Below are 22,132 nucleotides of genomic sequence, written 5' to 3' on the forward strand. Positions count from 1 at the left end.
AGCGGCGGGTTAGTCCTAGGAATTGTGTGAGATTACCGAGGTTATTACCGCTGAGCCAGAATTTTTGCCATACTTCCTATAGTTTTACCGACTTTATCCGATATATTTAACAGATCAAGTTATTATTTCTCAAGAGCACATAGCTGAGCCTTATATGCGTCGACTTTTTAAGCATTTACTGTTACCACTTGTTGCATTCGCCGTGATTATTTCTTCTTTTGCTTATGCAGAAGGCATTCGTCTCACGGGACCAAATGGTACTGTTCAGTCAGCCCCACAGTTTTCAGGGCCTATTGTTAGAAACCTGCCGAGTAATGAACCTTCTCAATTTTATGGCCCGACAGGGGCCGCGGAAACGTTGTGGAGCATCGCCTCTCGCATTCGTCCAAACACTTCAGTCTCTGTCCAGCAAACTTTATTTGCGATTTATCGCCTGAACCCCAGTGCATTTGATAATCAAAATATTCACGAGTTGAAACCACGTAGTACCTTACGGGTGCCATCTTTAGCGCAAATCCGTTCAGCTTCTACTCAGCAAGCTGTGAATGTAATGCGCGCGCATCAAGCCCGCATTGATTCCGTAGGGACAGTGGTCCGACGCCAAGCTGAACCTATTTTACGCAATCAACCTACTTCGGTTCCTGTGAAATCTGTTCCTAAGGTGGCCGTAAAACCGACTACATCGGTGCCAGAGCGACCTACCGTACCGACTAAGGCAACCCCTCCTCCAGCCACAATCACTAAGGTTCGTCCTCCTGTGGTGAATCAGCTAGAAGAGCAGCTGGAACTTTCTGAAAGTGAGCTCCTCGCTTTAGAGCAGAAAAATCATAAGCTGCATTTAATGCTAACGGATGTTCAAACGGAAGTAGATTCACTGAAATCAGAGCTTGCAGATGAAGGGCGATTACGCTCAGAAGTTGAACGGTTGTTGACGGAAGAGCGCGAGAGGATGGCTCATGAACAAAAACTTGCTCCGACGTTAGCGGACAATTTGTTAGCCAGTGGCTGGTTTGTGGCGGCATTAGCCATCGTTCCTGGGGTGCTGATTTGTATCATTGTGATGCTGCTATTGCGCCGACGCTCAAATAAAGAGGAGCCAAAGAAAGAAGAAACACAAGAACAAACTTCGCCAACGGCTCCAGTCGATCAATTGGCAGATGACGATCTTCAGCTCGATGATGACTTGTTTGGTCCATCTGATGAGGATGACTCGCTATTCACCGACGATGATTCGCTCGGGGAAGAAGATCAACCAGAGCAAGAAGAGAATGACGTCTTCGCTGATCTTGATGATAAAGATCTGGATTTCAATCTTGAAAGTGACGATGGAGAAGACCCGTTCGCCAGCATTGGTGATGACGGCGATTTGTATGCCGGACTTGATGATAGCGAAAATAGTGCTAACCCAGATGATGAGGCATTGGGCCTCGATGATATGGAAAAAGCATTGGATGAAGTTGTCAACGGAGATAGCGACCTAGAAGGTGACTTTGACCTGAATGACGATGCTCCAATGTCAGCAGACGATATCGACTCTCTTCTATCTGAAGATGGAGACCTTGAGGATCTTGATTCAGGTGGGTTGGACCAATCCATGCTGGATGATTTGTTATCAGATACGGATGACGATGATGGCTTAGATTTAGATTCCTTACTCTCCGACGACGATGATGGCTTCGATCTCAGCGACTCTGAGCCTCAAGAAAGCGAGCCTGTAGAAGATGATGGCATGCTCGCATCCGACAGTGAGTTAGATGATTTGTTTGCTAGTGTCGAAGCTCAAGCCGACCTCGATACTTTGGAGGCCGAATCGCTTGATGAAGCTTCTCTATTGGATGAAATGCTCGATGCTGATGGCCCTTCTGTTGATGAATCGAGTACTGAATTATTAGATGAGTTACTTGATGAAGCAGAACCAGAACTACAACCAGAAGCTCTTGCGCTAGATGAGAACAGCATTGATACGTTTGATGAGCTACTTACTGAGGAAAATGATGGTTCGGTTAGTGAAGACAGTACTGATCTTTTAGACGAATTCCTCGATGAAGAGGAAAGCAAAGTCGGAGACGATCTGGAAACAGCGGACGCTTTTGATGAATTATTGACGGCAGAGGAAGGCGATCTGGCTGGTGATGAGAGCACTGAGCTTTTAGATGATGTGTTGGACAGCAGCGATGATGGAGAAGAATTTCCCGAAGATGAGCGCACCCTGAGTGAATTGTTGGGCGATGAAGACCTAGCGAAAGATGATGGAGAAAGTCTTGAGTCATTGGATGATTTGCTCGATATTGAACCAGAACCAGAACCAGAACCAGAACCAGACATAGACCTAGAGGATGAGCTCGTTGATGTCGACCTAGATGATATCGACCTAACATCTTCTGACGATTTTGTTGTCCCTGAAACCAGCGAAGAAGATACGCTCTCGTTACCTGATGATGAACTGGCGGATTTTGATGAAGACTTAACTGTCTTTGATCCCGAAGCGGAAGATCTCCTCAAAGATTTATCTCACCAAGACAGCGAAGCTGAACTAAGTGATGAAGATACCGCTCTGATCAATGAATTGTTGGATGTTGAAGAGCCAGAACCTCAGCCAGAGGAAGAAAGCACTGAATCGGATCCAACAGATGTTATCACTGAACCTGACGAGGATTTGGTGACGGAAGAGTCACCAACGAGTGAAAGCCCAGAACCAGAGCGATTCGACAGCAATGACTTTAGGGAAGACATGCTCAATGTCGCCCCAGACGCCGATCCCCTGCTGGAAACGGCAACAAAGTTCGATGATTTTAAAGACTCAGAGCGGTCATCAGCGCTTGACGAGAGCGACATCGATCTAAATGCTGAAGAGCCAGAGCCAGAGCCAGAGCCAGAGCCAGAGCCAGAGCCAGAGCCAGAGCCAGAGCCAGAGCCAGAGCCAGAAAATGAATTTGGCGTTCCTCAAGATGATGACTGGGAAACAGAGGAGAGTGAAAGTACGGCGCAAGTACATCCTGACGCTACCACTTCCACAAACAATGTTGTCTCTGAACGGCAGGCTGATATTACTGAAGGGACAGCAGAGGAAGAATTAAGCGCTGAGGAAGAGTCTGGCTTATCCACATTGAAGTCCGCCGATACTGATGATAAAGAATTTGAGTTTGGCGACCCAGAACAGCTTAAAGCGGATGATACAGGGGCAGAAAGCGAACCCGAAGAAGAAAGCTCAGCCAGTGAAAATGCACGGGTAGATGAAGAGCCTGTAGCTGATAGTGCGGGCGAAGCTGTCTCAACGGCCGACTCGGAAGAACAAGAGACTGATCTAGAAGATATTCTCCTGGAACCTGAACTTGCTGAGGCTGTAGCAGTCGCGGAAGAAGCAAGTGAAGCGGTCGAAGAGTCTAATGATGACGTACTTGAAGGTCCACCGGAAAGTGATCTAGGACTAGAGCCGGAAATGGTTTCTGATGAGATAACAGAAATCGAGGCTGAACTGGAAGAACCTGCGGCACCAGAAGAAATAGAGACTGTGGAAGAGCCAGCCTCTGAACTAGAAGATACTCCCTTAGAGCCTGAACTCGCTGAAGACACGGCTGTGTTGGAAGAACCAGTTGAAGAGATTTCCGATGAAGTGTCCGAGCTTGAAGGCCCATTGGAAGAAACAGCGGAAGAGACTCCTGATGAAGTGTTTGAACTTGATGCTTCGTTGGAAAGTGAGTTAGCGGTAGAACCTGAGGCTGTATCTGACGAGTCCGCGGAGATCGACGCTGAATTAGAAGAGGTAACGCCACAAAAAGAAGCTGGCATTACAGAGGATATTTTCTCAGCACCAGATGAAGAGTCTGAACTTGAAGCAGCACTAGAGAGCGAGCTAGCGCCAGAGCCGGAAGTGGTTTCTGACGAGCCAGCAGGCATCGGTGTAGAACTAGAAGATGTATTGTCACTAGAAGCAGTAGAATTTGCGGAAGAACCCGTCGCTGAATCAGAAGATCTTCTTCCTGAGTCAGAACCTTCTGAAGATACGCCAGTATTGGAAGAAGCAGGCGAAGCAGGCGAAGAGTTCCCCGATGAAGTACCTGAACTTGAAGCCGAGCCGGAAAGCGAATTGGAGTTAGAGCCGGAAGCCGTCTCTGACGAGTTAGTAGAACCCGATGCAGAACTAGAAGAAGCACAGTCATCAGAAGAAGTAGATTTTTCGGAAGAGCCAGTCGTTGAATCAGAAGATCTTCTTCCTGAGTCAGAACCTTCTGAAGATACAGCAGTATTGGAAGAAGCAGGTGAAGCAGCGGAAGAGTCTCCCGATGAAGTACCTGAACTTGAAGCTGAGCCGGAAAATGAATTGGAGCTAGAGCCGGAGGCCGTCTCTGACGAATCAATTGAACCTGATGTAGAACTAGAAGAAGCACAGTCACCAGAAGAAGTAGAGTTTTCGGAAGAACCAGTCGCTGAACCAGACGATCTTCTTCCGGAGCTAGAATTCTCTGAAGATACAGCAATAGTGGAAGAAGCAGGTGAAGCAGCGGAAGAGTCTCTCGATGAAGTACCTGAACTTGAAGCCGAGCCGGAAAGCGAATTGGAGTTAGAGCCGGAAGCCGTCTCTGACGAGTTAGTAGAACCCGATGCAGAACTAGAAGAAGCACAGTCATCAGAAGAAGTAGATTTTTCGGAAGAGCCAGTCGTTGAATCAGAAGATCTTCTTCCTGAGTCAGAACCTTCTGAAGATACAGCAGTATTGGAAGAAGCAGCGGAAGAGTCTCCCGATGAAGTACCTGAACTTGAAGCTGAGCCGGAAAGTGAATTGGAGCTAGAGCCGGAGGCCGTCTCTGACGAATCAATTGAACCTGATGTAGAACTAGAAGAAGCACAGTCACCAGAAGCAGTAGAGTTTTCGGAAGAAGCAGGTGAAGCAGCGGAAGAGTCTCTCGATGAAGTACCTGAACTTGAAGCCGAGCCGGAAAGCGAATTGGAGTTAGAGCCGGAGGCCGTCTCTGACGAGTTAGTAGAACCCGATGCAGAACTAGAAGAAGCACAGTCATCAGAAGAAGTAGATTTTTCGGAAGAACCAGTCGCTGAACCAGACGATCTTCTTCCTGAGCTAGAATCCTCTGAAGATACAGCAATAGTGGAAGAAGCAGGTGAAGCAGCGGAAGAGTCTCTCGATGAAGTACCTGAACTTGAAGCCGAGCCGGAAAGCGAATTGGAGTTAGAGCCGGAGGCCGTCTCTGACGAGTTAGTAGAACCCGATGCAGAACTAGAAGAAGCACAGTCATCAGAAGCAGTAGATTTTTCGGAAGAGCCAGTCGTTGAATCAGAAGATCTTCTTCCTGAGCCAGAACCCGCTGAAGATACAGCAATAGTGGAAGAAACAGGTGAAGCAGCGGAAGAATCTCCCGATGAAGTACCGGCACTTGAAGCCGAGCCGGAAAGCGAATTTGAGTTAGAGCCGGAGACCGTCTCTGACGAGTCAGTTGAACCAGACGTAGAACTAGAAGAAACCCTGTCACCAGAAGCAGTAGAATTGTCGGAAGAGCCAGTCGCTGAATCAGCAGATATTCTCCCGGAGCCAGAACCCGCTGAAGATACAGCAATAGTGGAAGAAACAGGTGAAGCAGCGGAAGAATCTCCCGATGAAGTACCTGCACTTGAAGCCGAGCCGGAAAGCGAATTTGAGTTAGAGCTGGAGACCGTCTCTGACGAGTCAGTTGAACCAGACGTAGAACTAGAAGAAACCCTGTCACCAGAAGCAGTGAAACTTGCGGAAGAGCCAGTCGCAGAATCAGAAGATATTTTCTCCGAGCTAGAACCTGTTGAAGATTCAACAGTATCAGAACAAGTGGTTGAAATAGAGGAAGAGTCTCCTGGTGAAGAATCTGAACTTGAAGTCGCACCGCAAAGTGAATTAGCACCAGATTCAGAGATTATCTCTGACGAGTCAGAAAAAATCGAGGCTGAGGCTGAACAAGAAGAGGTAGCGGAAGAGTCAATCGCGGAGCCAGAAGATATTTTCTCTGAGCCAGAACCCGCTGAAGATGCAGCCGTATCAGAAGTACTGGGGGAAACGGCAGAAGATGCTATTGATGAAGAGCCTGAACATGAAGTGCCAGAGACTCATTCCGATGAGCTTGAAGAGAGTGCGGCTGAACAAGGGGAGATAACCGCTCTAGAAGAATCGGAGGTTACAGCAGAACCCGATATCGCGGAAGAATCTTCTGTCGAAGATGTATTTGTTAACCTCGATAATATTGAAGTTGAAGAACACACGTCGCCGGAATTGGGAGATATTGACCGAATTTCCGAAAAAGATTCCAAATTAAGTTTAGGAGAGGCCGCAGAACAGGAGCCCCCTACCCATGACGCGTTTGCTGTTGATTTAGACGATATCGATGAAAACGAGTTTGCTCAGCCAAATATCGGTGAAATTGAAGAGGGTGAAGAGTTAGTTGCCCCAGAGCCAGAAGCGAGTGGAGAGAGTGAAGATTTATTCTCTCACTCGATTGGTGAAATAGAGGTTGAGGCGTCTGAACAACCTGAGTTAGGAAATATAGACGACGCGAGCGATGGCGTTCCGTTTGTAGGTGAGACTACAGCTGAGTTAGAGGTTGATGATAGTTCTATTCCTCCAGTAAGTATCGACGATACTGATTTGCCGGAGTATAACGAAGAAGATGCGCTTGAAGATGCATTTAGCGACCAGGCAGGAGACATTGACTCCAGTTTGGAATCAAGTTTGGATGAGCTTCCAGAGCCCGAAACAACGCCAATCGAGTTGGCTGAAAATGATTTGCCTGAATACAGTGAAGAAGATGCTTTAGCGGATTTGGATCTTGAAGAAATGTCTGACGACGAAGGCGATTTAGGCGAAGATTTCCATCTTGATGATATTGATTTACCAGACGTGGCAGAAGTCGAAGTGGCTGGTAATGAACATTTTACTTCCGATGAACAGCCAGCTTCCGATGATCGTGATGCTCAAGAACCAGAAGAGATGACGTTGGATGAAGCGCGTGAGTTTGATGAAGCAAGTTTACGCGAATTACTGACCGAACCAAGTGGTGACGATACGACGCCATACGTCGCAGACTCAGCAGATAATCCCGATTCTTTATACAACGCAGGCTTAGATATAGAGGCTATGCTGGAAGTCGGTGGTGAAGATTGGAATGGTTTTAGTTTATCTGAAGAGCAGCAAGCGAGCATTCCAGACGAAGTGCCGTCAGAAGAGCAATCTATTTGGAATGAAGATAATTTACCAGAGCAGGCCGAAGTTCAAGATGAAAACTGGGAGAACCAGCACCAGGTAAACGACCTATCGGATGATAGTTCTCAATATCGAACCATAGATGAACTGATGGCAGAAATTGATCAAGAAGAAACGGAGTCGAATGTTGAAGAAAGCAGCCCTGGCGTTGATTTGAATGTAGGCTTGAATGAATTTCCTGATGTGATTGGAGACATTGACGAAATAGATGTTGATTCTAATGCTGAGGCAGCGGGGAAATTGGACTTAGCTAAGATTTATATCGAAATGAATGACCCTCAAGGGGCTATAAGTCTGCTTGAAGAAGCGTTGGTTGATGGTGATGATGAGGTAAGGCAGGCTGCCAAAAACTTGATAGATTCCCTGAACAATCAACGCTAATCGGAAGTTACCCTTGTGACTTCATGTTACGAGGGTGCTTTAACGCATTAGATCGAGCTAGTTTATCCTCGCCCTTTGTATAATTTATCGCACTGAGATTGGCGGTGAACGCTGATTCTATAGCCATCAACTTCTCCTTTATGCTTTCCACTCAATGTTCAAAATTCGCATCACTTAGGTTTTGGGTATATACTTCACGCCCCGTTTTTAATGAGTATTTGAGATGAGAATAGCGTTGGGTATTGAGTATGACGGTGCTCGGTACTTTGGATGGCAGCGACAACGTGAAGTGAGAAGCGTGCAGCAAGAGCTGGAAAAAGCGTTATCGGTTGTTGCAAACGGCCCAATCGAAGTGCAGTGCGCAGGGCGAACTGACGCTGGCGTACACGGCACAGGACAAGTCGTGCACTTTGATACCGAAGCAAGTCGAAAGGTTGTTGCTTGGAGCATGGGAGCGAATGCCAACTTACCCAAGGACATTACGGTTCGTTGGGCCAAAGAAGTGGATGAGGAATTCCACGCTCGTTTCACGGCTACCGCACGTCGCTATCGTTACGTTATATTTAACAATGCGTTGCGTCCTGCTATTTTGGGGGCGGGTGTTAGCCATTACCACGGCGCATTAGATGCTGAAAAAATGCATCAAGCGGGGCAGCAACTACTGGGTGAAAATGACTTCAGCTCTTTTCGCGCCGCGCATTGTCAGTCTCGTAGCCCTTGGCGCAATATGATGCACCTTAATGTAAGCCGACATGGCAATTATGTCGTGATCGATATTAAGGCGAACGCCTTTGTTCATCATATGGTTCGCAATATCGTTGGTAGTTTGATAGTTGTAGGAAAAAATGAGCAGCCTCCAGAGTGGATTGGCTGGTTACTGCAGCAAAAGGATCGTAAACTGGCGGGTGCAACTGCTAAAGCAGAAGGCTTGTACTTGGTGGATGTTGATTACCCTGAAGTTTTCGAACTGCCGAGGGTAGCTATCGGTCCATTATTTTTGCCAGATAACCTGAACTAAATTCAGGTTTTAAGCTCTAACATAGGGCGGTTAGGAGCGCGAGTTATTAGCATTTGATATAGGTACAACCAGTTTTTTGTCTACAGTTGGCCTTATATATGCTTTAATCCACCGCGCGTAAATGTCGAATTTATTTCTTTCGCGATGGGGCGAAAGAATTTGATAGAAAAAGGTCTTCCATGAGTTGGCTTGAAAGAATTTTAGAAAAAAGCAACATTGTTAGTTCACGTAAAGCGTCTATCCCTGAGGGTGTATGGACTAAATGTGGTTCATGTGAACAAGTTCTATACCACGCTGAGTTAGAGCGTAACCTAGAAGTATGTCCTAAATGTGACCATCATATGAGAATGAAGGCGCGTCGTCGTCTGGATACATTCTTAGATGAAGCAAACCGCGTTGAGATCGCGGATGAGCTTGAACCACAAGATAAGTTACGTTTTAAAGATACTAAGCGTTATAAAGAGCGTTTAGCATCGGCACAGAAAAACACAGGCGAAAAAGATGCCTTGATCGTGATGAAAGGTGAGCTTTTAGGGCTTCCTATTGTTGCGTGTGCATTTGAGTTTTCTTTCATGGGTGGTTCCATGGGATCTGTTGTCGGCGCGCGTTTTGTTCGTGCGGTTGAAGCAGCAATGGAAAACAACTGCGGTTTGGTTTGTTTCTCTGCGAGTGGCGGAGCGCGTATGCAAGAAGCGCTGATGTCTCTGATGCAGATGGCGAAAACCAGTGCAGCCCTAGAACGTTTGTCTGCGAAAGGCTTGCCTTACATTTCAGTATTAACTGACCCAACCATGGGTGGTGTTTCTGCGAGTTTGGCGATGCTGGGTGATGTCAATATCGGTGAACCTAAAGCACTTATCGGCTTTGCTGGTCGTCGAGTGATTGAGCAAACCGTACGTGAAGATTTGCCTGAAGGCTTCCAACGCAGCGAGTTTTTGCTTGATCACGGTGCCATTGATATGATTGTTGATCGTCGTGAAATGCGTCAGCGTGTTGGTAGCTTAATAGCGAAAATGACTAATAAAAAGTCACCTCTAGTGGTTTCTATGGATGAAGCACCACAAGAGCCGTCTTATTCTGTACCAGAACCGCAAGAAAAAGAGTAAAGTAGACACTAACGTATAACCTTAAACATGTTGGTTAAAAGTTAGATGACGAATTCTCAAATACCCCAAGCCACATCGCCTCTATCGGTGTGGCTTGATTATCTCTCAAGTATCCACTCTTCTGCGATTGATCTCGGACTCGAACGAGTAGAGAAAGTCGCCTCCAAAACCCAATTGACTAAGCCTGCGCCGACTGTGATCACGGTCGCTGGAACTAATGGGAAAGGTTCAACTTGTGCCCTAATGGAAGCCATTTTGCTCGATGCAGGGTATTCCGTTGGTGTATACAGTTCACCTCACTTAATCCGTTACAATGAGCGGGTTCGAATCAATGGCCACGAGCTAGACGATGAGCGACATGCAGAGGCATTTGATTATATCGAAAAGCAGCGCGGCGATGTTACGCTGAGCTTCTTTGAGTATGCGACCTTAGCTGCATTACATATGTTTCAGTCCAATAAAGTTGAAGTTGTACTTCTTGAAGTTGGTTTGGGTGGTCGCCTAGATGCTACGAATATTGTCGATCACGATGTGTCGGTGATTACTAGCTTAGCTATCGATCATGTTGATTGGCTTGGAGACGATATCAACGTAATTGGTTATGAAAAAGCGGGTATTTACCGAGCGGGTAAACCTGCCATTTGTGGTCAGCCAAAACCGCCGGGGACCGTACCTGCTCACGCTGATGATATCGGCGCTGAATTCTACCAAGTCGGAATTCAATATGATTATCAAGTAATCTCTGAAACAAGCTGGAATTGGCGCAGTGGTTCATTTTTGATTGAGGATCTTCCTCTTCCAAGCTTACCTCTGCAAAATTCAGCGACGGCTTTGATGGCATTAGGCGCTTCAGAGCTTGCTCTTACCGACGTAAATATCGTGAACGGTTTAAAAGCTGCACGTCTACCTGGTCGAATGCAGCAGATCAGCCAAGCACCTGAAATCATACTTGATGTCGCGCATAACCCTCAATCCGCCGAATATTTGTCTCATGAGATCCAGCAACGTTACCCGAACAAAGCGGTTCACGTGGTGGTAGCGATGTTACACGACAAAGATATTCAAGCAACGCTGCAAGCATTAACGCCAGTCGCATCTTATTGGTATCCGGCATCACTAACGGGTGAAAGGGCGGCAACGGCTGAGCAATTGAACCAATATCTACCAACTAGTGTAGGAACATTTACTGATCCAATTAAGGCATTAGAAGCGGCAATCGAGCGAGCGCAATCGGATGAAGTGATTCTTGTCGTAGGTTCGTTCTTTACGGTGGGAATGGTGCTTGAGCATTGGGATAAAAAAGGAAAGTAGATGGCAAGCAAGTTTCAAAACCGTCTGGTTGGCACTATTATCCTGGTAGCGATAGGGGTAATAGTTTTGCCTGACTGGTTGGATGGAAAAAAAATTCATTACCAAGACAGCATTGCAAGCATACCGATTCAACCCGATCTCACGACCCAGCAAGACAATGTAAAAGTTGTGAAGCCCGAAGTTGATAACGCTTCACTTCCTGCTTCTCCAGTGCAAGCTGAAACAAAAGCTGAGGTAAACTCCATAGCGAAAAGTGAAGGGCATTTGTCTGCGGGCTCAGTAGCCGTGACGGTTAAGAGTGTACCGACAAAGGTAGCGTTTAAAGATAGTGCTTGGATCATTCAGTTGATGGCATTGAAAAATGCAAATAACGCGGAAAATTTGGTGAAAGACCTGAAAAAGCGTGGCTATCAAGCTCATACCAAAAAGGAAAATGGCTTTACGCGAGTTGTCATTGGACCAAATGTATCCAAAGATAAGTTAGAAAGGCAACTGGTTGAGTTAGAAAAGATCACTCGTTCAAAAGGTCGTTTGCTTAAATTTAATCCGTTAAATCCATAAGAAAACGTTTGCGCGGCGCATTTTTCTGTTAAAATGCGCGCCAACTTAAGATGAAGAATTCATGAATTGGTTAGATATTGTCATTTTAAGCGTGATCGGCTTGTCGGCTGTGATCAGTTTAGTTCGTGGCTTCGCAAAAGAAGCTTTGTCATTGATAACATGGTTTGGTGCTTTTTTTATTGCTAGCGAATATTACCAAAAGCTCGCAGTGTACTTTACCAATATCAAGGACGGCATATTTCGTGATGGCACGGCAATCGGTGTATTGTTTGTCGCAACTTTGATTGTCGGAGCAATTGTTAATTACGTCATCAGTCAATTGGTTCAGAAAACGGGCCTTTCTGGTACAGATAGATTGCTCGGTGCGGTTCTCGGTGCCTTACGCGGTGTATTAGTGGTGTCAGCGTTACTATTTTTTATGGAAGCGTTCACCAGTGCTGGAAGCATGCCTTGGTGGAAGGCCTCGACACTGGTTCCTGAGTTTAGCCGAATAATAGCGCCGTTTTTTGAGCACTTACAAGCAACTTCAAGTTTTTTATCTGGCGCTGTGTAGCGCCAGTCATTGCAGTAAATCGAGGGTTAGGACATGTGTGGTATTGTTGGAATCGTGGGTGCATCGCCTGTAAACCAGTCTATTTATGACGCATTAACGGTATTGCAGCATCGTGGCCAAGATGCTGCGGGTATTTGTACCATAGAAAGCAATCGTTTCCGTCTGCGTAAAGCGAACGGACTCGTGAAAGATGTATTTGAAGCTAAGCATATGCAACGTCTTCAAGGAAACGTAGGGGTTGGACATGTTCGTTATCCTACAGCGGGGAGCTCTAGTGCCTCTGAAGCTCAGCCATTCTACGTCAATTCCCCATTCGGTATCACGCTAGCGCATAACGGTAACCTCACTAACGCTCATGAAATTCGTGAAAAGTTATTTGAGAAAGACCGCCGCCATATCAACACGACATCAGATTCAGAAGTGTTGCTGAATGTTTTAGCGCATGAAATCGATACCATGAAAGGCAATATCGGAACGGATGATGTTTTCCGTGCCGTAACCAATGTACACCGTGCCATTCGCGGCGCTTACGCAGTGGTGGCCATGATTATTGGGCATGGTTTGGTGGCATTTCGTGACCCCCATGGTATCCGTCCTCTGTGCCTAGGTAAACGCGAAGAAAATGGCCGCACAGAATATATGGTGGCATCAGAATCAGTGGCACTTGATGCCGTTGGTTTTGACTTTATGCGTGATGTTGCGCCGGGTGAAGCCGTATATATCACCTTCGATGGTCAGCTATACACGCAGCAGTGTGCGGACAATCCAACGCTGAACCCATGTATCTTTGAATTTGTTTACTTCTCTCGTCCGGATTCGTTTATTGATAAAATTTCGGTGTACAGCGCTCGCGTTGAAATGGGCAAGAAATTAGGGCAGCGAATTCGCGAAGACTACGCTCACCTAGATATCGATGTGGTGATTCCAATTCCTGAAACCTCTTGCGATATTGCACTGCAAATCGCTCAGCTGATCGATAAACCTTACCGCCAAGGCTTTGTGAAAAACCGTTATGTTGGTCGCACATTTATTATGCCAGGGCAGCAACAGCGAGAGAAATCAGTGCGCCGGAAACTGAACGCAATCCGTTCTGAGTTTAAAGGCAAGAATGTTCTTTTGGTTGACGACTCAATTGTTCGCGGCACCACATCTGAGCAGATCATTGAGATGGCACGTGATTCAGGTGCGAAGAAAGTGTTCATGGTATCAGCGGCTCCAGAAATCCGTTTCCCGAATGTTTATGGCATTGATATGCCAACGGCCAACGAGCTTATTGCACACGGCAGAGACAACGACGCTATCTGCAAACAAATTGGTGCTGATGAGCTGATCTTCCAAACCTTGGACGATTTAGTGTCTGCAGTTGGTATGGGTAATACGGACATAGAAAAATTTGAAACGTCGGTGTTTAACGGCGAGTATGTGACTGGTGATATCGATCAGAAATATTTAGATTTCCTTGAGTCACTTCGCAGCGATGACGCTAAGATTCAACGAGAGATCCAGCAAGAGTTGGCAAACTTGGAATTGCATAACGAAGGCTCTTAAGCTGATCCGTTATTGAATTTGTTTAAATAAGGCCTCCTATACGGAGGCCTTTGTATTTCTAGCAAAGCGACTCTAACTCACTTCTTAGCCACGACAGCGCTTGTTGCTCTTCAGCAAAATATTGGATTATGATCGATGTGCCATTGACTGATTCTGTCGAATGTTTCGCTGCCATATTCTGCAGGCTCATTTTTGTAATCACCGCGAGTCGACACATTTTCTTGTCAGAGAACTGGATAAGACATTGATTGAAATATTCCATGACATCTGGAGGGCATAGGTCCCATCGCGTGATATCGTTCAGTATTGCCCACTGAGTCTCCGAGAGCCGCTCATCAATCACTATATTGATTTGACTAAACCAATCCTCAGCTGTTTGTATGTTCCACGATCCAGTCGCAACTTGTTTTATGATTCTTTCATTCAGATACAATAAATCAAATGTGAAGTTGCCATGTGCATTTTTGTTGAGTGTCATCATGTGCCTCTATTTTGAACCCTCTAATTATAGGTAGTGATCCAATTAAAGCCGTTGTGAACGGGTTAGAAAAGCGGGGTATGCCGGCCATAGGTTGCGTATGCGTAATTCACATGGATAGAGACTTAGTTCACTAATACCTATTTATAATTGATTTCTTTGATGTAAAACAAGACAACCCAGAGATAAAATGTATACTATTGCGCATGAAAATAATAACAATTCTCATTATCGGTTGGGTCGTATCTATGAAATTATCAGAGTTGCATCACGGGCAAAGTGCCACCATTCAAGATTTTAGCGAGTTATCGAATGATGTAAGAAAAAAGCTCATGATCATGGGGCTGCTGCCTCAAACCCCAATTACTCTGATTCGACGAGCACCCATGGGCGATCCCCTACAAGTTGAAGTGCGTGGTGTTACGCTAGCGCTTCGTGAGTCCATTGCCCAATCTATCGTCGTCAAGGAAGTAAAATGAATTACAAGATACTCACAGTTGGCAACCCAAATAGCGGAAAAACCACCTTATTTAATGGCTTAACAGGTGCTAAGCAGCAAGTGGGAAACTGGGCTGGGGTGACGGTAGAAAAGAAAACTGGGTATTATCAACATGCAGGTGATGACTTTAGCCTCACGGATTTACCCGGAATTTATGCGCTAGATAGCGGTAACGATAGCAACAGCGTTGATGAATCTATTGCTTCTCGCGCGGTACTGACTCTTGAAAGCGACGTGATCATCAATGTAGTGGACGTGACTTGCTTAGAGCGCAGTTTGTATATGACGTTACAGTTGCGTGAGCTTGGACGCCCTATGGTGGTGGTGCTAAACAAAATGGATGCACTAAAGCGAGAGCGTCAGTCGATTGATATTAAAAAATTGACCAAATCGCTGGGGTGTCCGGTATTTTCTTTATCCGCCAACAATCGCGATCAAGTGAGCAAGCTAAAGGCTCAATTGCATAAAACTTTATTGCAAGGCGTTGCCCTGCAAGATTTCTCCTTAAGCTATGGTGATGAGCTAGAAAGTGCGATTGACCAGTGCGCAGGGCTATTTCCCAATGATAGTAAAGTGTTGCCTCGAGCGCTGGCAATTCGCAGTCTTGAAAACGATCGTTTGGTTGTCAACGAGATGGCAGAAGTGACGCGCGATGTACTCAATGAAAAGCGTTCCGCCGTTACCGTAGATATCGACCTCCAAGTGGCCGACACTAAATATACTTTCTTGCACCAGCTATGTCACAAAGTACGTAAGTCAGAAGGAAAGCTCAGCCATAGCTTTACTCAGAAAGTGGATAACGTCATTCTCAATAAATGGGTTGGTGTGCCATTTTTCTTTTTCATCATGTATTTGATGTTCATGTTCTCTATTAATATTGGCAGCGCATTTATTGATTTTTTTGACATCAGTGTTGGAGCCTTGTTGGTGGATGGAGGTCACTATCTTCTCGATGGGTATTTACCTGTTTGGTTAGTGACTATCATTGCTGATGGCTTGGGTGGCGGTATCCAAACCGTAGCAACCTTTATTCCTGTGATCGCCTGTTTATATTTGTTCTTGGCAGGGTTGGAAAGCTCGGGATACATGTCACGAGCAGCGTTTGTATTAGATAAGGTGATGCAGAAGATTGGTTTGCCAGGTAAAGCGTTCGTTCCTCTAGTGCTTGGCTTTGGGTGTAATGTGCCGGCCATCATGGCGACTCGAACACTCGATCAAGAGCGGGAAAGAAAGCTCGCGGCATCCATGGCTCCGTTTATGTCTTGTGGTGCGCGTTTGCCTGTCTATGCTTTGTTTGCCGCCGCATTTTTTCCCGGTTTTGGTCAAAATGTGGTATTTGCTCTCTATCTATTAGGGATCGTGGCTGCAGTGTTAACTGGACTCATTTTGAAGAACACGCTTTACCCTGGTGCAAGCGATAGCTTGATCATGGAAATGCCTGACTACGAGCTGCCGACTCTGCAGAACGTAATGATTAAAACATGGCAAAAGCTGAAACGCTTTGTGCTTGGTGCGGGTAAAACCATAGTATTAGTGGTCACTATCTTGAGTTTTTTTAATTCGCTAGGTATGGATGGCAGCTTTGGAAATGAAGACAGCGACAACTCGGTATTGTCGAAGTTCTCTCAAGTGGTGACACCAGTGTTTGAACCTATAGGTATCAACAACGACAACTGGCAAGCGACGGTCGGAATCATTACAGGTATTTTCGCCAAAGAAGCCGTTGTCGGCACCTTGAACAACTTATATACCACATCAAATGATACCGGAAGTGAGTATGATTTACTGGGTAGCCTTAAAGAAGCACTGCAGTCTATCCCCAATAACTTGCTGGCATTGAACTATTCTGATCCATTGGGTATAGAAGTGGGCGATTTAGAGAAAACCTCTCAGGTGGCAGAGGAGCAAGAGGTCGATTCTTCGATCTTTGGAAACTTACAGGCGCATTTTGTTACTGGTCATGCTGCCTTTTCTTACCTTATTTTCATCTTGCTCTACACTCCTTGTGTTGCCGCGATGGGGGCCTATGTAAGAGAGTTTGGCTACCAATATGCCCGTTTTATCGCTGTGTGGACGATGGGGTTGGCATACGGCAGCTCTGCACTCTACTACCAAGCAAGCCGCTTAACGGTTGAGCCGGTAGAAAGCCTTTCGTGGATAATTGGTATTATTATTTTTTCCTATTTGGTCTATCAACGATTAAAAGCAACGGCTCGTCAGCAATCTTTACAGGAGCAATTTGCATGATTTTGGCGCAGCTACAGAGTTACATAAAAAAGCACGGGACAGCGTCCAGAAGCGAATTAGCTAAGCAGTTTGCGCTGAGTGAAGATGGCGTGGAAGCGATGATGCATATATGGGTAAAACGCGGCCAAGTGACGCGTCTTGTTGATACCAGCAAGTCTGAACGTGTTATCGGTGTTCGCTATTGCACCGGCAACGCTTCCTCTATTCCTCTAACGGTCATGCTATAGTTCAACCAATCGCCAAGCTGCTTACTGAAAGGGTGTGGTTTGGCGGTTTTCTACGATACGTATTAGGGTTCAATACCGCCCAAGGTAATAGGCGCCACCGAACGAAACGTCATCCTACTTATAGATAGCACGATGTTTTAAATGTACGGGTACAGTGAGGTTAAATTTTTCTAAATTTGTTTGATTTAAGTAAAACTGACCAGATCTTATCGTTTTGAATTTTTTAGGTTTTTCGCCATTCAATAGCATGTTCACCATATCCGCTGCTTCTTTTCCTTGATCGTATCCACGCAATACGAATGCTCCTACTGCCTTGTCTTTACTGACGGTGCGCGAAACAACCGAAAAAACAGGAAGTGGTGAGTGAGCCCCCGTCCAATCTAAAACAGCGCCTTCACGAATCACTTTATTGGATCTGTTATCTTTTAGCGTAAACCATGTGTCTAATATAATGGCGTCATACTGTTCAGTAGATGAGGTGACTTCTTTTTTCCAGTCATCAAAATGGCTAATGACTTTCCAGTTTAGCTTGGTTCCATCGACTAATAACTTCTTGTTTCCCTTTAATTCAACGTCAATTATAGATTTTGAAGTGTTGCTATCATCAAATAGGAGTAGGACTTTTTGATGTTTCATCGGCACGATGATATTGATGTGTCGTACTAGAGGAAGAAGAAGGTGGCGCTCTAATATGCCATAGACATTAGCTGGTAATCGCTCAGTTGCGAAGTAAACCCTGGGGTTGTTGTTTATCCCATAAAAAACAATCGGTATTTGATTGTCGCTAATTGTCTGGCCTAAAAAACTCAGTGCATTGTCATCTGCCAGCATAACTATGTCAGGCTTGATACTGTCTACCTGCCTGAGAGTCTTCTTTGCTATCTGTGGGTACTCTGATTGGGGCTTACGTTTTGTATCCATATATATAAAGTTGACATCATGCTGGGTGCCCAGTGTGTCTTTTACACCGTTAAGACAGTCTGCCGTCCAACTACTCTCTGGGTGGTAGCTGCTGATCACTAGTACGTTAGCAGCCAAAGCGGAAGGTGGAGTGAGTAATAAGAGCACTGCAATAGTCAATTTGAGTGACGCACTATTCATTTCGGCTGCCTTTTCAGCAATAAGTCTGTTTAATTATATGACATATTAAGGCGTATTTTAGAAAATACGCTTGTCTGATTTTATGCAGGAGCAACGCCTTAAATTTGCTCGAGTTTATTACTCTAATTTTAAAAAGAAAGGTGCAGGTTATTAGTTGGGTTCGCGTTCAGGCGGGCTTATAGATGAAGTGCTCATCAAGGAATAGAGCACTCAGAGGGGGGGGGGGAGCACTTCACATGTTACTTATTTAATCTTCAGCTCAGTTTGGTGAATAAAATAGGGTATGCAATTGCCATTATTCATTTAGCCTGACACAACGAAATTGTCATTCACTTCAAGCGCTTGCTTTATTTCACCTGCCAGCTTTTCTTGTTCTTGTTGTGAGCGGAACTGTCCTTTGGTATTCCCCCATATAGGCGCAGGCCACGCGATGTCGTGTTTGAATCTTGCAATGTGATGAATGTGGAGCTGCGGCACCATGTTACCTAGAGCGCCGAGATTCAATTTATCGGGCTGAAAGGTTTCTTCTAACATTTTGTTGATGGCTTGAGATTCAAGCAGAAACTGTTGCTGGTCTTGCATACTGAGTCGGTGAAGCTCAGCTGCTTGTGCGCATTTTGGTACGAGTATTAGCCAAGGGACGGCGGAGTCTTTATGTAATAACACCAGCGATAGAGGGAATTCGCCAATTTGAGTGGTATCGTTTGCCAGCTGAGGGTGCAGAGAGAAAGTCATGCGAGGCTTACCTAATAAGAAGTGTATGAGACGGACTAAAAGACTAACCGAATCCCTACGAGATTACAAAATCGCGATAGAATCAACTTAACCATTCGTTTAATCATTACCATTTTAATGGAATTATTAAATATTATAATACGTAAAAATTTATGTCAGGATAAGGTCAGGATTGGCGCCTTTTTCGTGACAGAAAGTTAATGATAAGTAGAATGATAACCGTTCTTATTGCCAAGTCTATTTAGAGCGGTAATGAGATATAGATAAACTGTGTGTTCGTTATACGACTTGGCCTCTGCTATCACTGGAATGTTTTAGAGCATTCGATGTCTTCTTCGCTAAGTTTGATTAACGGGTTAATGTTTCTGTTCGGATGTTGTTATGCAAACTTGTCATGCTGGTTCCAACTATAAAATTATCGGTTTTCAAAAAGATATTCAGTCTTCCTATCGACATAAGCTGATGACGATGGGAATGATCCCAGGGGCGACGTTCAAAGTCTGCCGTGTTGCGCCGATGGGCGATCCTCTTCTTATTGAAGTAAAACGCTTTCGATTGAGCATTCGTAAAGTCGAACTTGATGCGATTGCTTTTGAAAGTGCCTCTTAACGCGATTACTGACTACCAATCCATACTCTTTTAGGACTTATTTTTATGTCTTCTTTCACTATTGGTATTGCAGGCAATCCCAACTGCGGCAAAACCACGTTATTTAATTTGCTTACGGGATCTAACCAGAGAGTCGGTAACTGGTCTGGGGTAACGGTCGACAAGAAGGAAGGGCGGCTTAGTTATCAGCAGCATGATATTACTGTTGTTGACCTACCCGGAACTTATTCACTGAGCTCAGTTTCCAAAGAAAACTCGATTGATGAGCAGATAGCGTGTGAATATATTTTGTCACCGCAACATGATGTGATTGTGAATATCGTCGACGCAGCTAACCTAGAACGTAACTTGTATCTCACTATGCAGTTGCTGGAGATGAAAGTTCCTTGTGTCGTGGCGCTGAACATGGTCGATATTGCTAAAAAGCAGAATATTGAAGTTGATATTAAGGCATTGTCTGAGCATCTTGGTTGCCCCGTCGTGCCAATGACGACTACGAAGCGCGAAGGTATCAGTGAGTTAAAAACAGCCATTCTTGACGTCGCGCAGAGTAAAGCAATCTCATCAACAGAAATTCACTATCCAGACGAAATCATGAACGCATGCGGCGAAATTGTTGATACATTTGATGCCCGCTTTGAACATCCTTTCGCCACCGATCTGACTTTTGCATTACGCCTGTTAGAAGGGGATGTGCTGGCACATATGCGTGCGGCTGGCCAGCCTGAGACTCTGAAAGCAACGGACGCAGTGCGAGAGCGGCTTGCCGAGCAAGACATCATTGCAGAATTGACGATGGCGGATAGCCGCTATCAAATGGTGTCGGCTATTTTAGCCAGCTGCACCGATTATCGCTCTTATAAAAGTCATACGTTAACTGAGATGATTGATAGCGTGGCGCTGAATCGTTATTTAGGCGTGCCATTCTTTCTACTCGTCATGTATCTGATGTTTGTTTTGTCGATAAACATTGGTGGCGCTTTGCAGCCCATTTTTGATGAAGGCTCCGCCACCATCTTTATGAACGGAACCGGTTGGTTGCTAACACAGATGCATGCTCCAGCGTGGGTTATATCCTTATTAGCGACAGGTCTAGGCAGTGGTATCAACACGATTTTGCCGTTTATTCCACAGATTGGCTTAATGTTTTTGTTCTTATCGCTATTGGAAGACTCTGGCTACATGACTCGCGCTGCGTTTGTGATGGACAGGTTAATGCAATGGGTGGGCCTGCCAGGTAAATCGTTTGTCCCTATGATCATTGGCTTTGGCTGTAACACACCGGCGATCATGGCAACGCGTACTTTGTCTAGCCCTCGCGAGCGCTTGCTGACTATTGTGATGGTGCCGTTTATGTCATGCGGTGCGCGATTGGCTATTTTTGGTGTGTTTGCTTCGGCGTTCTTTGGCTCTTCTGGAGGCACAGTGATCTTCTTGCTCTACTTGACTGGGATCTGCGTAGCAATTCTTACTGGGTTGATATTTAGAAAAACGGTACTTAAAGGTGAAGCTGAACCTTTCGTCATGGAGCTGCCGGTTTATCACGCACCGAACTTGAAAACGATATTGATGCTGACGTGGCACCGTTTAAAAGGCTTCTTGCTGAAAGCGGGTCGTTACATCATCCCAATTTGTATCATCGTGAGTGGCTTGAACAGCATTACCCTTTCTGGAAAAAGTATCGACGGCACTGAAATTCAGCACTCTGCTTTGTCTGAGATAAGCCGTGTGATCACGCCCGTGTTCCACCCAATGGGTATTGAGCAAGATAACTGGCCAGCGACAGTGGGACTTATCACAGGTACTTTGGCGAAAGAAGTGGTCGTAGGTACGCTAAACACGCTTTACGCACCACCGACAACGGCAGCCAGTGAAGACGGTTTCGATTTTTGGGGCCAGATGGATCAAGCTTGGCAAGACACGGTCGATGGACTGAAAGATACCTTTAGCTTCAGTGCCTTAAGTAACCCATTTAAAGCCAGTGAAGCGGATGCTAACCTAGGGCATACAGCGATGGGCAATATGGTCGCGAAATTCGGTGGACCGATCAGCGCCTTTGCTTACTTGTTGTTTATTTTGCTGTATATGCCTTGTGTCTCGACATTTGGTGCGGGCGCTCGAGAAAGCTCTCTTGGCTGGGCAAGCTTGGCTGCTTTTTGGGGAACAGCGATTGCTTATTGTAGTGGCGTGGCCTTCTATCAGGTGGCGACGTTCAGTTCCCACCCAACCAGTAGTACATATTGGCTGCTCGGAATTGCTGCGTTCTTGATTGCTTTCTTTGGTTGGTTGAAGACCCAAGAGAAGAAAATGAACTCGCAATATATCCCGATCAAGATGGTGACATCAGATGGTACTTGTTGCTCTCCGAACCAAAAAAGCAGCTCATGCTGTGGTTAATTGGTAGCTAGTTAATAGCAAAGAAGAGTATTAAAAAGGTTGGCGCGAGTCAGCCTTTTTTGATCTAGCCTGACAATTATTGTCTACAGATAATTACGTCTGAGTAGTTACAAATTATTGG

General features: G+C 45.5%; 15 protein-coding genes. 12 read left to right on the forward strand and 3 right to left on the reverse strand.

Translation table 11 applies throughout. The annotated features are described in order from the left end of the window. Positions 1-154: 154 nt before the first annotated feature. The 7 genes from L4C34_RS01110 to purF all read left to right on the forward strand — a co-directional run bounded on the left by L4C34_RS01110 (position 155) and on the right by purF (position 13,718). Positions 155-7,621: a FimV/HubP family polar landmark protein gene (locus L4C34_RS01110; protein WP_428787496.1), complete on the forward strand. Its 7,467-nt coding sequence runs from the start codon at positions 155-157 to the stop codon at positions 7,619-7,621. Between the two features lie 223 nt (positions 7,622-7,844). Continuing rightward, complete coding sequence (gene truA, locus L4C34_RS01115) at positions 7,845-8,639, forward strand: tRNA pseudouridine(38-40) synthase TruA (protein ID WP_428787497.1); 795 nt, start codon at positions 7,845-7,847, stop codon at positions 8,637-8,639. A 179-nt stretch (positions 8,640-8,818) separates the two neighbouring features. Beyond that, entirely contained in the window at positions 8,819-9,745 is a 927-nt protein-coding gene (accD, locus tag L4C34_RS01120) for an acetyl-CoA carboxylase, carboxyltransferase subunit beta (RefSeq protein ID WP_428787498.1), read from the forward strand. Positions 9,746-9,790: 45 nt separating this feature from the next. Continuing rightward, the gene (gene folC / locus L4C34_RS01125) at positions 9,791-11,056 is read left to right on the forward strand and encodes a bifunctional tetrahydrofolate synthase/dihydrofolate synthase (RefSeq protein ID WP_428787499.1); all 1,266 of its coding nucleotides are present in this window, start codon (positions 9,791-9,793) and stop codon (positions 11,054-11,056) included. After that, complete coding sequence (locus tag L4C34_RS01130) at positions 11,057-11,617, forward strand: SPOR domain-containing protein (RefSeq protein WP_428787500.1); 561 nt, start codon at positions 11,057-11,059, stop codon at positions 11,615-11,617. It begins immediately after the preceding gene. A 61-nt stretch (positions 11,618-11,678) separates the two neighbouring features. Next, positions 11,679-12,170 carry a CvpA family protein gene (locus tag L4C34_RS01135; RefSeq protein WP_428787501.1) on the forward strand — a complete coding sequence of 164 codons (492 nt, stop codon included), beginning with the start codon at positions 11,679-11,681 and terminating at the stop codon, positions 12,168-12,170. 33 nt (positions 12,171-12,203) lie between these two features. Next, entirely contained in the window at positions 12,204-13,718 is a 1,515-nt protein-coding gene (gene purF / locus L4C34_RS01140; protein ID WP_428787502.1) for an amidophosphoribosyltransferase, read from the forward strand. 58 nt (positions 13,719-13,776) lie between these two features. On the opposite strand, the gene L4C34_RS01145 is transcribed toward purF, so the two are convergent. Next, entirely contained in the window at positions 13,777-14,199 is a 423-nt protein-coding gene (locus tag L4C34_RS01145) for a hypothetical protein (protein WP_428787503.1), read from the reverse strand. Between the two features lie 245 nt (positions 14,200-14,444). Between L4C34_RS01145 and L4C34_RS01150 the strand changes: the two genes are divergently transcribed. The 3 genes from L4C34_RS01150 to L4C34_RS01160 are packed head-to-tail and all read left to right on the forward strand — an operon-like array spanning position 14,445 to position 17,169. Next, positions 14,445-14,675: a FeoA family protein gene (locus tag L4C34_RS01150; protein ID WP_428787504.1), complete on the forward strand. Its 231-nt coding sequence runs from the start codon at positions 14,445-14,447 to the stop codon at positions 14,673-14,675. After that, complete coding sequence (gene feoB, locus L4C34_RS01155) at positions 14,672-16,942, forward strand: Fe(2+) transporter permease subunit FeoB (RefSeq protein ID WP_428787505.1); 2,271 nt, start codon at positions 14,672-14,674, stop codon at positions 16,940-16,942. The genes L4C34_RS01150 and feoB (L4C34_RS01155) overlap by 4 nt, the downstream gene beginning before the upstream one ends. Continuing rightward, the gene (locus L4C34_RS01160) at positions 16,939-17,169 is read left to right on the forward strand and encodes a FeoC-like transcriptional regulator (protein ID WP_428787506.1); all 231 of its coding nucleotides are present in this window, start codon (positions 16,939-16,941) and stop codon (positions 17,167-17,169) included. The genes feoB (L4C34_RS01155) and L4C34_RS01160 overlap by 4 nt, the downstream gene beginning before the upstream one ends. 114 nt (positions 17,170-17,283) lie before the next feature. On the opposite strand, the gene L4C34_RS01165 is transcribed toward L4C34_RS01160, so the two are convergent. Together L4C34_RS01165 and L4C34_RS01170 are read right to left on the reverse strand one after the other, a co-directional pair. Beyond that, positions 17,284-18,270 (reverse strand): ABC transporter substrate-binding protein, encoded by a 987-nt coding sequence (locus L4C34_RS01165; protein WP_428787507.1) that lies wholly within the window; start codon positions 18,268-18,270, stop codon positions 17,284-17,286. Positions 18,271-18,573: 303 nt separating this feature from the next. Continuing rightward, positions 18,574-19,005, reverse strand: coding sequence for an HIT domain-containing protein (locus tag L4C34_RS01170; protein ID WP_428787508.1), 432 nt, complete (start codon positions 19,003-19,005; stop codon positions 18,574-18,576). Between the two features lie 381 nt (positions 19,006-19,386). On the opposite strand from L4C34_RS01170, the gene L4C34_RS01175 reads away from it, so the two are divergent. Together L4C34_RS01175 and feoB (L4C34_RS01180) are read left to right on the forward strand one after the other, a co-directional pair. After that, positions 19,387-19,614, forward strand: a complete 228-nt coding sequence (locus L4C34_RS01175; RefSeq protein ID WP_428787509.1) for a FeoA domain-containing protein — start codon at positions 19,387-19,389, stop codon at positions 19,612-19,614. Positions 19,615-19,659: 45 nt separating this feature from the next. Continuing rightward, entirely contained in the window at positions 19,660-22,011 is a 2,352-nt protein-coding gene (gene feoB, locus L4C34_RS01180; RefSeq protein WP_428787510.1) for a Fe(2+) transporter permease subunit FeoB, read from the forward strand. Positions 22,012-22,132 lie beyond the last annotated feature (121 nt).

Source organism: Vibrio profundum (assembly GCF_050337555.1).
GTDB lineage: Bacteria > Pseudomonadota > Gammaproteobacteria > Enterobacterales > Vibrionaceae > Vibrio > Vibrio profundum.